Source organism: Serratia proteamaculans (assembly GCF_004684015.1).
In the GTDB taxonomy this organism is placed as follows: Bacteria; Pseudomonadota; Gammaproteobacteria; order Enterobacterales; family Enterobacteriaceae; genus Serratia; species Serratia proteamaculans_F.
In genome coordinates this window covers 90,309-103,265 of record NZ_SRIA01000020.1, presented here as the reverse complement: position 1 = coordinate 103,265, position 12,957 = coordinate 90,309, and the positions used below count along the sequence as shown (strand labels likewise).

The window sequence follows — 12,957 nt, the reverse complement described above, 5'->3', positions numbered from 1 at the left end:
GGAAAAGTAATGAAGGCGTTGGTTCCCTTGCTGTTGACCTGTGGTGCGTTTGCCAGCGCTCAGGTCAGGGCACATATTGATGAGCCGGATATTGATGCCGATTGCCACAAGGTGGCGAGCTATGCCGAGCTGGGGAAAAGTGCCTACCAGCGCGGTGATTACCCGCGCGCTGCCGATGTTTTCCGCGATCAGGCCGCCTGGAGCGAGTTCTGTGGTCTGGACAGTCAGGCGACCGCCACCGCTTACAACAACGTGGCGCTGGCGCTGATGCATGCCGGTGAACTGCTCAAGGCACGCGCCTATCTGGAACTGGCGCCGCAGGACAGTAAATCCCAACATAATTTAAAACTGCTGCAGCAACGCCTGGCGAAGCAACCGCCGTCGAAAGGACCGGGCGGCGTCTACTGGCAGTATGCCGGGCGCGGCGTATGGAGCGAAGTGGAGGTCAAGCCGCAGGACGGTCGTTGGCTGATCGATTATTCCGGTTATTACATGCCGCAGATGGGGTTGTATTACGGCCCGAATATGGGCGAATTCGCCGAGGTGTTGCCGATTGAACAGGGCAAGGCGCTGTACCGTCAGCGAGAGCCGGAGGACGCGATAACCTGTGATGTGGCGATACAATTCACGGCGGATGCGCTGCAAATGCATACCAAAGGCGACTGTGGTTTTGGTTTTAACGTACGGGCAGAAGGGCGCTTTGTGCGGGTTGAGTAAATAGCCCGGGCAGCCAACAGAGTGGATGCCCAGGCAGAGTAACCCGGTTTATGCCCAGGTAGCGGCACCGCTCAGCAACTCTTTCCAGGCTTCAACATTCCCCAGATAGTTGCCCGCCGGGATCTGGCGCAGATGGCCTTCACTGTCTTCCAGTGCGAAAGTCGGGAACCCTTGCCCCTGAACTTTGGCCAGCATCGCCCGGCTTTGCGCAATGTGTTGCGCCGTCGGAGCACCGGTATTAAAGCGCATCTCGGCGATGAACGGCGCCGAAGCCAGGCCCAGTTCTTTTGCCAGGGCTTCCAGCACCGGCGTATCGGCGATGCGTCGACCTTCCTGATAATGCGCTTCCTGAATGCGATGCAGCATATCCAGCCCGCGTCCCGCCAGCGCCTGCGCTGCCAGTATCGCGGTAATCGGCGGCTCTGAGTCCATAACTGCGCTGGTATCACGCAGCAAGCCATTGAAATAGGCTTCACCAAAGGTTTGTCCGGTTAACTCCGCAATACGTTTGTCGTGCGGGATAACATAATTACGCCATTCGTCCGTGATTTGGCGGCGGTTGTTGCCGGTCATCATGCCACCGGCATGCAGGGCGATGTTCAGCCCTGGAATGGTTTTGGCCGCCTTCACCAGCGGGGCTGCGCCATAACACCAGCCGCACAGCGGATCGAAAATGTAATGCAGAGTCGTGCCGGTCATAATTATTCCTCGTTATTCCCGCCCCCTTTCAAGGGCGGGTTGCAGTAACGCTTTGCTCAGTTTGTTTTGACGGGCTTATTGCGGCCACTTCATTTCGCCTTTCAGCACCTTGGCGCTCAGTTCCAGGCTGGATTCATCTTTCAGGTTCGGGTAATGCTTTTTCATTGCTGCCACCAGTGCAGCAGAATCCTTGGTTTTCGGCAGTTCAGCTTCCAGCGTGGTCAGGTAGTTCTGAGTAAAGGTCACGGATTTCAGCGTCTGGTCGGCACCCGGCAGGAAATGGCCAGGAACAACAACTTTAGGTTTCAATGCCTTGATGCCTTCCAGCGTTTGCTGCCAGTGTGCGCGGGATTCGACGGTCTGGTTATCGGCGATCCACGGATGGATATTGTCGCCCGCGACCGGAACACCGCCCACTACCGCTTTCAGCGCCGGGATCCACACGTAGGTGCGCTCCGGCGTTGGGCCGGTCAGGCCTTTCACTTCAACTTTCTGGCCGTCAACGGTGAAGCTGTCGCCCTGCAATGCCTGTGGAACCACGACCGCTTTCGGCGCGTTGTCTTTCAGAATTGGGCCCCAGTAGGCCACTTTGCCGTCTTTGGTGGCGTTGATTTCTTCGATGGTGCCCGGTGAGGCGATGATTTTCGCCTGTGGGAACGCGGCTTTAATCACGTCCAGACCAAAATAGAAATCCGGATCTGAATGGCTGATGTAGACGGTGGTCAACTTCTTGCCGGTCGCCTTGATCTTTTTCACCAGTTCTTCTGCGTCGTTGCGCTGGAACTGGGCGTCGATCAGTGCCACTTCGTGCTTGCCGCTGATGATTTCAGAAGACACCGGGAACACGCTTTTCTCACCTGGGTTGTACACTTCCATGGTCAGAGTGTCGGCGGCGGTGGCGTAGGCGCTAAAGGTGGTGATGCCGGCGAAGGCCAGGGTCAGTAATGATTTGTTAAACATGGGCAGAGGTCCTTGGGTAGCGATTAAATGTTGAGTAGATGTTAGGTTGCATAAAGCGATAGAAAAACCGGATAATGAGCAATTATTCATTGCGTAAATCGGACGAATCATGGATCGCATTACCGCCGCTGAGGTTTTTATCACCATCGTTGACCGTGGCAGCATGATTGCGGCGGCAGAAACGCTGGAAATGTCGCGCGCCATGGTGACGCGTTATCTGGCCCAGATGGAGCAATGGGCTGGGGCACGTTTGCTGCACCGGACTACCCGTAAGCTTAGTCTGACGGACGCCGGAGAGCGCACATTAGAGCGCTGCCGCCAGATGCTGGCGCTGGCGGGCGAGATTGATTTGGTCGAGGGGGAGCAGAGTGATGAACTGCGTGGCCTGCTGCGGATCACCTGCTCGCAGTCGCTGGGCCAGACGGCGCTGGTGGGGGCCGTTGCACAATACCTGAAGCGCCATCCGCAGGTGGCGGTGGATCTGCAAATGAATAATCGCACGGTGAATCTGGTCGAAGAGCGTATCGATTTGGCGCTGCGAATTACCAATGAGCTGGATCCCAATCTGATCGCCCGACCGCTGTCCTCCTGCGCCTCGGTGGTCTGTGCTGCTCCGGGCTATCTGGCGGCGCATGGCACACCGCGTCATCCGCAGGATCTGGCGCTGCACAACTGTCTGACTTACTCCTACTTCGGTAAAAGCCTGTGGCATTTTGACCACCAGGGGGTGAAGTCGGCCGTCGCGGTCAGCGGTAATCTGAGCGCCAACGAGTCGGTGGTATTGATGGCGGGCACGGTGCAGGGAGCGGGGATTTCCATGCAGCCATACTATTCGGCGGCACCGCTGCTGGCCAGCGGCGACCTGGTTGAGCTGATGCCGGATTATCGGCCTCAGTCGATGGGCATTTACGGCATTTATACTTCGCGGCGACAGATGCCGGCGACGCTGAGAACCATGTTGGACTTTTTGGTGGAGTGGTTTGCCACCGATGCAGACTGGCGAGCGACGTTGCGCTGATACCGTTAACACCTTGGTAATATTTGTACACATTTTTCATCATCAGCGCATTCAAGCGGTTAGCGAGTTTACCGGGGCATTTTGTGCGCTGTCGCGGCTCTGTCACTGGTTAACTGATGGGGCGACGTGTAGTTTTTGTAGCGTGAGAAGAGTGAATAAGACTTAATAATTATAGGGTTAAATAGATAACCCGGCTCTTTGAACATCCTCTCTGACCTTTCCACGGACAGCCTGCCAGGCTGGCCGATAATTTTGTGTTTTTTACCAGCCTCGCGCGCCTGACGCCGGGGCTTTGTTGATTGGGAGCGTTACGCATGCCTGTTTCTCTGCTCGCACTGGCATTAAGTGCATTTGCTATCGGCACCACCGAGTTCGTGATTATGGGGTTGCTGCCGGAGGTCGCGAGGGATCTGCAGGTCTCTATTCCTTCCGCCGGCTGGTTGATCAGCGGCTATGCCCTTGGCGTGGCTATCGGTGCACCGATCATGGCGTTGCTAACGGCCAAGCTGCCGCGCAAAAAGACGCTGTTACTGCTGATGGTGATTTTCATCTTCGGCAATATTATGTGTGCGCTGAGTTACAGCTACGATTTCCTGATGCTGGCGCGCATTATCACCGCCCTGTGCCACGGCGCGTTCTTCGGTATCGGCGCAGTAGTGGCGGCTAACCTGGTGGCGCCCAACCGTCGGGCTTCCGCCGTGGCGTTGATGTTCACCGGTCTGACATTGGCCAACGTGTTGGGGGTGCCGCTCGGCACTGCGCTGGGGCAAGCATTGGGCTGGCGCTCCACCTTCTGGGCGGTGACGGTGATCGGCGTGTTATCCCTGTTGGCGCTGTATAGCAAGCTGCCGACGGTCAAGGATGAACAGCCGACCGACCTGAAAAAAGAGCTGACGGCACTGCGTGGCGGCGGCATCTGGCTTTCGCTGCTGATGACCGTGGCCTTTGCCGCATCGATGTTCGCGCTGTTTACCTATATTGCTCCGTTGCTGACCGAAGTGACCGGGGTTTCCTCACATGGCGTGAGTTGGACGCTGCTGTTGATGGGGGTTGGCCTGACGCTGGGCAATATCCTTGGCGGCCGTCTGGCAGACTGGCGTTTGCCGCTGACTCTGACCTGTACTTTCCTGGTGATCGCCTGTTTCGCGGCGTTGTTCAGTTGGACCAGTCACTCAATGGTACCGGCGGAAATCACCCTGTTCCTGTGGGCCGCGGCGGCGTTTGCCGCGGTGCCTGCATTGCAGATCAACGTGGTGACCTACGGTAAAAAGGCACCGAATCTGGTGTCTACGCTAAATATTGCTGCGTTTAACGTCGGCAATGCCATTGGTGCCTGGGTTGGTGGCGTGGTGATTGCGCAAGGGTTGGGCCTGACCAGCGTGCCGCTGGCGGCCGCGGGGATCGCGCTGCTGGGACTGGTACTTTGTCTGGTAACCTTCAGCCGCGCCAAGCGTCCGGCTAGCGTGTAATTACCGCCGCCAGACGGGCGGGGAGTGTCTGCGCCTGCTGTTGCAAATGCTGAGTAAAGGCCGTGACCAGCGCCGACGATGGGCGGTGCAGCGGCCGGATCAGACTGACGGTAAAAGGCACTTCAACGCTGAATGGCCGCACGTGGACACCGCTGCCGGCGTAATCGAGCGCCGTCAGCGGGTTAACGATTGATACTCCTACTCCCGCTTTAACCATGGCGCAGACCGATGCAGCGCTATGGGTTTCCATCACCAGACGGCGGTTAACACCTTCCTCACTAAACAACGAATCCAGTAGTTGGCGATAGCTGTCGGTGTTCGACAGGCTGATAAAGTTTTGTCCGGCAAAGTCCTGCGGCGTCAATACCGTTTTCGCCAGCAGGGGATGCCCCGCCGGGAGCACGCACACCTCGTTCAGAGTCATCAGCGTCATGCGCTCGGTCCCCGCCGGGGTCAGGGTATTTTCTGTCAGTCCCAAATCGTGGCGCTGCGCCGACAGCCACTCCTCCAGCAGCGGTGATTCCTGCGGTATTACGCTGAAACTCACTTCCGGATAGCGATCGATAAAAGGTTTGCACACCGCGGGCAGCAGTGATTGCGAGAACACCGGCAGGCAGGCAATCGACAGCTGAGCCTGCTGAAACTGGCGGATACTGGCAGCGGCGGCGGTGATACGATCCAGACCGTAGTAGGAGCGCTGCACCTCTTCCAATAGCCGCAGGCCTTGCACCGTCGGGGATAACCGACCGCGTACCCGTTCGAACAATTGCAGCTGGATGAGCTTCTCAAAGCGCGCCAGCTCACGGCTGACGGTGGGCTGCGAGGTTTGCAGCAGCGCGGCGGCTTCGGTCAGGTTGCCGGTGGTCATCACCGCATAGAAGATTTCAATCTGGCGTAGCGTTATCGCGTGCATCGGCAGCTCTTTTAATCAGCAAAGTCATATCATAAATGAATAGACACTGGCTAAATAGATATTTTCCATCCAAGAAAGCGTGCGGCAATATTGGACGTATAAAGCAACTGAATCTTACTTGGAAATCTCAACATGCCACGCGCTCTGCACGACACCACTACCGCCCTTAATGCCGCTAACCTGTTGGCCTTGCCCGAGCGCTTTGGTTGCCCGGTATGGGCCTATGACGCCGCTATCATTAGCGAGCGCATCAACCAGCTGCGTCATTTTGATGTGATTCGTTTTGCCCAGAAGGCCTGCTCGAATATTCATATTCTGCGCCTGATGCGTGAGCAGGGCGTCAAGGTGGACTCGGTGTCGCTGGGGGAGATTGAGCGTGCGCTGCAGGCCGGTTTCCAGCCGGGTGGTGAGCCAAGTGAGATCGTGTTTACCGCCGATGTGCTGGATCACGCGACCCTGGCACGCGTCAGCGAATTGAAAATTCCGGTTAACGTCGGTTCGATCGACATGCTGGAGCAACTGGGCCAGGTTTCTGCTGAGCACCCGGTATGGCTGCGCATCAACCCTGGCTTTGGTCACGGCCACAGTCAGAAAACCAATACCGGCGGCGAAAACAGCAAGCACGGTATTTGGTATGCCGATTTACCGCAGGCGGTGGCGAAAATTCAACAGTACGGCCTGAAACTGATTGGCGTGCATATGCATATCGGTTCGGGCGTGGATTACCAGCATCTGGAGCGGGTGTGTGATGCCATGGTGCAGCAGGTGATCGATCTCGGTCAGGATATCAGCGCCATCTCTGCCGGTGGCGGCCTGTCTATCCCTTATCAGTACGGTGAAGAGGCGATTGATACCGAACACTATTTTGGCCTGTGGAACAGTGCCCGTGAGCGCATTGCCGCCCACCTGGGTCATCCGGTGAGTCTGGAGATTGAACCTGGGCGCTTCCTGATGGCGGAGGCTGGGGTGCTGGTGGCCGAGGTGCGCGCGGTGAAAGACATGGGCAGCCGCCACTTTGTGCTGGTGGACGCCGGTTTTAACGATTTGATGCGTCCGGCGATGTACGGCAGTTACCACCATATTTCTCTGCTGCCGGCCGATGGCCGCGATACCGCCAACCAGCCGCTGCGCGATACCGTGATTGCCGGGCCGTTGTGCGAATCCGGTGACGTCTTTACCCAACAGGCCGGTGGTGGCATTGAAACCCGCGAACTGCCGCCGGTACAGGTCGGTGATTATCTGGTGTTCCATGACACCGGTGCCTATGGCGCGTCAATGTCATCGAACTACAACAGCCGTCCGCTGCTGCCGGAGGTGCTGTTTGAGAACGGCGAAGCGCGCTTGATTCGCCGCCGCCAGACCATTGAAGAGTTGATTGCACTGGAATTGATCTGATGATTTGGGCGCAGTTCGGTGCTGCGCCGTTTTACAACGTCATTCGCCGATGCTGACCGTTGGGAAGCTGGACTTCCAGCGACAAGGTACCGCCCATGGCTTCAATATAACGTTTCAGCGATGAAAGCTTGATTTCGCTGCCGCGCTTTTCCAGATTGGCGACCGAAGGCTGGCTGATACCCAGCCGTTTCGCCAGTTCCACCTGAGAGACCGCCAGTTCTTCCCGCAGCATCGCCAGCCGCAGCTCAAAAATTTCCTTGTCCGCTTTTTGTCTCGCTGCCTCAACCACGGCAGGGTCAAGTTTATCGATCAGGTTTGCTAAAGGCTTGGCCATTTGCTTTATCTCTGGGTTGCCAAATAAAAACCAGTCGTCGAATCGTTCGACGGTCACGACCTGCCACATGCGACGCTCCAAATATAGCTTTTGTGCTATATAGTGTAAAGGCTATTGTGGCAATAATATGCAGCTAACCGGCGGGGAAAGAAAATCGAAGCGGAGGAAATGCGGCGCGGCGCGCAATCGGCGGCAGCGCCCAAACAAGTCAGTTGGCGTAGGGGCCGGGTACCACGGATTCCCGCAGCCGAAGTTCACCGGTGAAAGGAGTGAGTGGCTGTATATCCTCCCCTTTAATCAGGCGGAAAGCCTGGCTGATGGCGGCTTCGATCATCACGTCGATCGGCAGATAAACGGTAGACAGCGCCGGTTGCAAATAGGCGGCGCTGGGTTCGTCGTCAAAGCCGAACAGTGAGACATCCTGCGGCAGGCGTTTGCCCGCATCGTGCAATGCTTTCATTGCGCCGACCGCCATGTCGTCATTGCAGGCGAACAGGGCGCTAAAGCCGCTCCCCCTGCTCAGTAAACTACGCACAGCCTGATGGCCGCTCTGTACGCTGCTGTCACCATAGGCTACGCGGGCGTCGTCGAAGGCAATGGTGTGATGCTCAAGTGCCTGCCGATAACCGGCTAACCGAGCCTGGGCGGTAGGCGTGGCAATCGGCCCGGTAATGCAGGCTATCTCGCGGTGCCCTTGCTGAATCAAATAATCCACCGCATGGAAGGCGGCTTCCTGCTGTTCGAAGGACACACAGCGTGCGCGGGCTTGTGGCAGATCGCGGTTGATCACCATGATCGGCACCGGCAGGCTGTCCAACAGCTTCATCAGCGTGGGCTCGGACATAAAACGGGTATACAGGATGATGGCGTCACAGCGGCGATCGGCCAGCAGTTGCACCGCCTGTAGCTCGTCTTCCGGCGTGTCGTGACCGTCGGTGACAATCAGATGCTTGCCGCTGGCCTCGATCAGCTTGGCGGCTTTGCGCAGCAGGCGGCCGAAGTAGGGGCCATCGAAGTTGGAAACCACCAGCCCGATACTGTTGGAGCTTTTATTTGCCAGCGATTGGGCCAGGAAATTCGGGCGATAACCCAGATCGTCCATGGCTTTGAACACCGCGTCACGGGTGCTCTTTTTCACCTGGCCGGTGCCATTCAACACGCGTGAAACCGTGGCTTTAGATACCCCCGCGCGAATGGAAACATCCAACATGGTGATCATCAATGGCTTACCCCTTCAACATCCGCTGTGGCAAATAATGCTCAGTCTAGCATTGGGCTAGTTCTGCTCGTAAACGTTGTTGATGCTGGCTACCGAATGGCGGCGCACCAGCGTCGGGCTGAACATGTTGGTGATCTCCGGCAGCGGCTGGTTATTGGCCAGCGCCAGTGCCAGTTCGGCGGCCTGAGTCGCCATGGCCACCACCGGATAGCGGATGGTGGTCAGGCGGGGGCGCAGATAGCGAGAGATCAGTACGTCATCAAAGCCAATCAACGACATTTGGCTCGGCACATCCACGCTGTTGTCGCTCAGTACCGAGAGTGCGCCTGCGGCCATTGAATCGTTATAACAGGTCACTGCGGTGAAGTTTTTGCCGCGCCCGAGCAACTCGGTCATCGCTTGTTCACCGCCGATTTCGTCCGGCTCGCCGTAGGCAATCAGCCTTTCATCTACCGCGATGCCATGCTCCTGCAACGCATCGAGATAACCCTGCAGACGGTCTGCGGCGTCGGAAATTTGGTGGGTGGAGCAGACGATGGCAATACGCTGGTGCCCTTGTTGAATCAGATGGCGGGTCGCCAACCAGGCACCGTAACGGTCGTCCAGCGCCACACAGCGCGATTCAAAACCCGGCAGCGTGCGGTTAATCAGCACCATGCCCGGGATCTGCTGCATCCAGCCGCTCAACTCACGATCGGTCAGTTTTTTGGCATGGACTACCAGTGCGGCACAGCGGTGACGTACCAATTGTTCAATCGCCTGGCGTTCTTTTTCCGCCTCATGGTAACCGTTGCCAATCAGCAAGAAGTTGTGGGTCGCGTAGGCCACCTGCTCGACCGCTTTGACCATAGCGCCAAAAAAGGGATCGGAGACGTCCGAGACGATCAGTCCCAGCGTTTCGGTCGATTGCTGCGCCAGCGCGCGGGCGTTGGCGTTTGGGTGGTACTGCAGTTGTTCCATCGCGGCCAGCACGGCGGTGCGTGAGCTTTCGCTGGCCTTCGGGGAATGGTTTATTACGCGGGATACCGTGGCCACGGAAACACCCGCCAGCCTGGCAACATCCTTTATGGTAGCCATATCTGTCATACATCCTGGGTAATCGCTTACATTCCTCAGTCTTGCGGAAAAAACCCGGGGCTGCAAGCGCTGGCGATCGCAACTTGTGGCGGCTGTTGCAGATATGGGCGATTTATTCTGTGCTTAGACCTGGGTAGCTCAGTAATAGAGCCATTTGTGCTTTGGTGGCGCACGGCAGCTAATGTTACTTTTGTGCATCCAATTTTGTTTGAGAACCGCATGTCGATTAAACGTTACCCGCAACTCGCTCACTGGGGGGCGTATACCGCCGTGGTTGAAGACGGCCGGCTTATCCGCTGTGAGCCGTTCGCAGGCGATCCGGATCCTTCCCCGATGCTCGACTCCATCGTGCCGATGGCCTATTCCGACAAACGGATCCGCAAGCCGGCGGTACGCCGTTCCTGGCTGCAAAAGCGTGAGGGCAGCGATCGCACGCTGCGTGGCCGCGAGGATTTTGTTGAAGTCGACTGGGATCTGGCGCTCGACTTGGTGGCGGAAGAAAACCGCCGCGTGCGCGATCGCTACGGCCCCTCGGGCCTGTTTACCGGCTCCTATGGTTGGTCATCCGCCGGGCGTTTGCATCATGCGCGCTCGCTGGTGCGGCGTTTTTATTTCGGCGGTGGCGGCGGTGTTGATCAGTTAGGCAACTACAGTTGGGGTGCAGCGCAGTTTTTCCTGCCGTATGTGATCGGTACCTTCACCCCATTGACCGGGCGAGTCACCAGTTGGCCGAGCGTGGTTGAGCACTGTGAACTGTTTATCGCCTTCGGTGGGTTGGCGCTGAAAAATGCCCAGGTATCGTCTGGTGGTGCGGCGGAACACTCGCTCAAACCCTGGTTGCAAAAGCTGGTGCAGAAAGGCACCCCGGTGATCAACATCAGCCCGATGCGCGATGACTGCCCGGCATTTGTGAATGCTGAATGGATCCCGATCCGCCCGAATACCGATGTGGCGTTAATGCTGGCACTGGCGTATGAAATTCAGCGTCGGGGTGCGCAGGACGAAGCATTCCTTTATAGCCACTGTGCCGGTTATGACCAACTGGCGAGTTATCTGCGCGGCACCGATGACGGCGTGGCGAAAACGCCGGAGTGGGCCAGTGCGATCACTGGTATCCCGGCGGCGCGCATCGGCTTGCTGGCGCAACAGCTGATCGGCGTGCGCAGTTTTATCACCTGTTCCTATTCCGTCCAGCGAGCTCACCGTGGCGAACAGCCCTATTGGATGATGATTGCCCTGTCGGCGATGCTCGGCCAGGTCGGGCTGCCGGGCGGCGGCTTCTCGTTTGGCCACGGTTCCATGAATGGCGTTGGCAACCCGCGCGTGGATACGCCAGGGCCAATGATGCCGGTGGGCCCTAATCCTTGCGGGTTGGCGATCCCGGTGGCACGCATTTGTGACATGTTGCTGCAACCGGGCGAACCCTACCCGTTCCGTGGCGAGACGCTGCATTACCCGGATATCCATCTGGTGCACTGGGCCGGTGGTAACCCGTTCCATCATCACCAACAGTTAAACCGGCTGGTGGAAGGCTGGCAGAAGCCGGATACGGTGATTGTGCAGGATATCTGGTGGACACCGGCCGCTAAAATGGCGGATATCGTGCTGCCGGTAACCACCTCGCTGGAACGTAACGATATCGGTGGTTCATCGCGCGATCGCTACGTGTTGGCGATGCATCAGGCCATTGCACCGCAGCATCAGGCGCGAAATGATTTTGATATTTTTGCCGATCTGGCAGAGCGACTCGGTTACCGCGAACAGTTCACCGAAAACCGCGACGAACGGGCCTGGATCGAATCTATCTATCAGCAGTGTGGGCAGGCGCAGGCCGGTACCGGTGTGGAATGGCCCGAGTTCGAGGATTTTTGGCGTAAAGGCTATGTCGAGTTGCCGGCACCGGCGAAAGAATTCGTGTTCTTTGACGACTTCCGCGCCGATCCGCAGGCCAACCCGCTGCAAACCCCGAGCGGCAAGATTGAGCTGTTCAGCGAGAAAATTGCCGGTTATCGCTACACCGATTTTGCACCGCACCCGCAGTGGCAGCCGCCGGTCGAATGGCTGGGGGCGCCGCAGGCCAAAGAGTGGCCACTGCACCTGATTTCCGTCCAACCGAGTGACCGCCTGCACAGTCAGATGGACCCGGCCCCCCTGGCACAGGGCAATAAAACCGCCGGGCGCGAAACGTTGTATATGCACCCGCAGGACGCGACAAAACGCGCTATTACCGATGGCGCTGAGGTGTTGGTCAGCAATGCGCGTGGCAGTTGCCTGGCGGGCGTCTCTATTACCGACGGCGTCACTCCGGGTGTGGTCGTGATGGCCACCGGTGCCTGGTTTGATCCGGGCTTCGGCAGCCAGCGACTGCAGGTGGAACAGTCCGGCAATCCGAACGTATTAACCCTGGATATTGGTACCTCGCCGCTGACTCAGGGGCCGAATGCCATGAGCTGTCTGGTCGAGGTGAGCGTCCGATAGGTAATATACCCTATGAATTTCAAGTTGGCCGCTTTAGCGCGTCCATGCGCTCGCGGCATTTGTACATCCCTGTACAGCACAGCTAGGCGACCAACTCGCTCATCCCCAGGCGCTTACTTTAGTAAGTAACTGGGGTGAGCGAGTGCAGATAACAACGCTGCGGCTTGAAAGGCGACGGGTATAAACAGCTGGTTACACTTTGCGCCTCAATGTTGCGATTGCCTGCTGGCTGGCTTTTGTCGACACGGGGTAAATTGAACGTCCCAGAGGTATTGATTGGTGAGTTTCAGCAACTTGTTGTTGAACCCATATTAATTTGCACCAACCTACGCAGATGCGTAGGTTTTTTTTTGCCAAAAACCCAGCCACCCCGCCTGCACAAAATCCGATTTTGTATTTTCCTGTCCCAGGACTGTTTAAGTTTCATTGAGTTATTTCCGAAAAATGCGGGAAATTTACAGCTGGTTGCATTTAGAGCAAAACTCTTGCGATTGGTCGGTAGTTTCTTAATCGCTACCTCTCTAGAGTAGGTGATCCCAGAGGTATTGATTGGTGAGAAATCAGCATACTCTGTATGTTGAAGCCATTTTCAATTGCACCAACCTACGCGGATGCGTAGGTTTTTTTTTGCCTGCCATATAGTATTCTTTTCCCTACAACCATTTACGTTCATCTTGG

At 57.2% G+C, this 12,957-nt stretch carries 11 protein-coding genes; 5 read left to right on the top strand and 6 right to left on the bottom strand.

Annotated features, from left to right (window positions below; all coding sequences use genetic code 11):
• The first annotated feature begins 9 nt into the window (after positions 1-9).
• On the top strand, positions 10-717 hold the full coding sequence (locus E5C26_RS19605) for a tetratricopeptide repeat protein (RefSeq protein ID WP_135317789.1): 708 nt from the start codon (positions 10-12) through the stop codon (positions 715-717).
• A gap of 48 nt (positions 718-765) precedes the next feature.
• Here E5C26_RS19605 and E5C26_RS19600 read toward each other — a convergent pair whose 3' ends face one another.
• Both E5C26_RS19600 and E5C26_RS19595 read right to left on the bottom strand, forming a co-directional pair.
• Positions 766-1,416: a DsbA family protein gene (locus E5C26_RS19600; protein ID WP_135317788.1), complete on the bottom strand. Its 651-nt coding sequence runs from the start codon at positions 1,414-1,416 to the stop codon at positions 766-768.
• Between the two features lie 75 nt (positions 1,417-1,491).
• Positions 1,492-2,376 carry an MBL fold metallo-hydrolase gene (locus E5C26_RS19595; RefSeq protein ID WP_135317787.1) on the bottom strand — a complete coding sequence of 295 codons (885 nt, stop codon included), beginning with the start codon at positions 2,374-2,376 and terminating at the stop codon, positions 1,492-1,494.
• 109 nt (positions 2,377-2,485) lie between these two features.
• Between E5C26_RS19595 and E5C26_RS19590 the strand changes: the two genes are divergently transcribed.
• Positions 2,486-3,394 (top strand): LysR family transcriptional regulator, encoded by a 909-nt coding sequence (locus E5C26_RS19590; RefSeq protein ID WP_135317786.1) that lies wholly within the window; start codon positions 2,486-2,488, stop codon positions 3,392-3,394.
• A gap of 314 nt (positions 3,395-3,708) precedes the next feature.
• A complete protein-coding gene (locus tag E5C26_RS19585) occupies positions 3,709-4,863 on the top strand; it encodes an MFS transporter (RefSeq protein WP_135317785.1) in 1,155 nt (384 codons plus the stop codon).
• Here the strand turns inward: E5C26_RS19585 and E5C26_RS19580 are convergent.
• On the bottom strand, positions 4,853-5,776 hold the full coding sequence (locus E5C26_RS19580) for a LysR family transcriptional regulator (protein ID WP_135317784.1): 924 nt from the start codon (positions 5,774-5,776) through the stop codon (positions 4,853-4,855). The genes E5C26_RS19585 and E5C26_RS19580 overlap by 11 nt on opposite strands.
• A 132-nt stretch (positions 5,777-5,908) precedes the next feature.
• Here E5C26_RS19580 and lysA point away from each other — a divergent pair, with 132 nt between their 5' ends.
• On the top strand, positions 5,909-7,171 hold the full coding sequence (gene lysA / locus E5C26_RS19575; protein ID WP_135317783.1) for a diaminopimelate decarboxylase: 1,263 nt from the start codon (positions 5,909-5,911) through the stop codon (positions 7,169-7,171).
• 31 nt (positions 7,172-7,202) lie between these two features.
• Here lysA and E5C26_RS19570 read toward each other — a convergent pair whose 3' ends face one another.
• The 3 genes from E5C26_RS19570 to galR all read right to left on the bottom strand — a co-directional run bounded on the left by E5C26_RS19570 (position 7,203) and on the right by galR (position 9,801).
• The gene (locus E5C26_RS19570; protein WP_135317878.1) at positions 7,203-7,505 is read right to left on the bottom strand and encodes a helix-turn-helix domain-containing protein; all 303 of its coding nucleotides are present in this window, start codon (positions 7,503-7,505) and stop codon (positions 7,203-7,205) included.
• A gap of 208 nt (positions 7,506-7,713) precedes the next feature.
• Positions 7,714-8,724 carry a LacI family DNA-binding transcriptional regulator gene (locus tag E5C26_RS19565; protein WP_135317782.1) on the bottom strand — a complete coding sequence of 337 codons (1,011 nt, stop codon included), beginning with the start codon at positions 8,722-8,724 and terminating at the stop codon, positions 7,714-7,716.
• A gap of 57 nt (positions 8,725-8,781) precedes the next feature.
• The gene (galR, locus tag E5C26_RS19560; protein ID WP_135317781.1) at positions 8,782-9,801 is read right to left on the bottom strand and encodes an HTH-type transcriptional regulator GalR; all 1,020 of its coding nucleotides are present in this window, start codon (positions 9,799-9,801) and stop codon (positions 8,782-8,784) included.
• 219 nt (positions 9,802-10,020) lie between these two features.
• Between galR and E5C26_RS19555 the strand changes: the two genes are divergently transcribed.
• A complete protein-coding gene (locus E5C26_RS19555) occupies positions 10,021-12,279 on the top strand; it encodes a molybdopterin guanine dinucleotide-containing S/N-oxide reductase (protein WP_135317780.1) in 2,259 nt (752 codons plus the stop codon).
• Positions 12,280-12,957: the final 678 nt, after the last annotated feature.

Excerpts from the sequence above, each read along its gene's own strand:
- E5C26_RS19565 (WP_135317782.1), bottom strand. The coding sequence starts at position 8,724 with ATGATCACCATGTTGGATGTTTCCATTCGCGCGGGGGTATCTAAAGCC.
- E5C26_RS19585 (WP_135317785.1), top strand. The coding sequence starts at position 3,709 with ATGCCTGTTTCTCTGCTCGCACTGGCATTAAGTGCATTTGCTATCGGC.
- galR (WP_135317781.1), bottom strand. The coding sequence starts at position 9,801 with ATGGCTACCATAAAGGATGTTGCCAGGCTGGCGGGTGTTTCCGTGGCC.
- E5C26_RS19595 (WP_135317787.1), bottom strand. The coding sequence starts at position 2,376 with ATGTTTAACAAATCATTACTGACCCTGGCCTTCGCCGGCATCACCACC.
- E5C26_RS19570 (WP_135317878.1), bottom strand. The coding sequence starts at position 7,505 with ATGGCCAAGCCTTTAGCAAACCTGATCGATAAACTTGACCCTGCCGTG.
- E5C26_RS19605 (WP_135317789.1), top strand. The coding sequence starts at position 10 with ATGAAGGCGTTGGTTCCCTTGCTGTTGACCTGTGGTGCGTTTGCCAGC.
- E5C26_RS19590 (WP_135317786.1), top strand. The coding sequence starts at position 2,486 with ATGGATCGCATTACCGCCGCTGAGGTTTTTATCACCATCGTTGACCGT.
- E5C26_RS19580 (WP_135317784.1), bottom strand. The coding sequence starts at position 5,776 with ATGCACGCGATAACGCTACGCCAGATTGAAATCTTCTATGCGGTGATG.
- lysA (WP_135317783.1), top strand. The coding sequence starts at position 5,909 with ATGCCACGCGCTCTGCACGACACCACTACCGCCCTTAATGCCGCTAAC.
- E5C26_RS19555 (WP_135317780.1), top strand. The coding sequence starts at position 10,021 with ATGTCGATTAAACGTTACCCGCAACTCGCTCACTGGGGGGCGTATACC.
- E5C26_RS19600 (WP_135317788.1), bottom strand. The coding sequence starts at position 1,416 with ATGACCGGCACGACTCTGCATTACATTTTCGATCCGCTGTGCGGCTGG.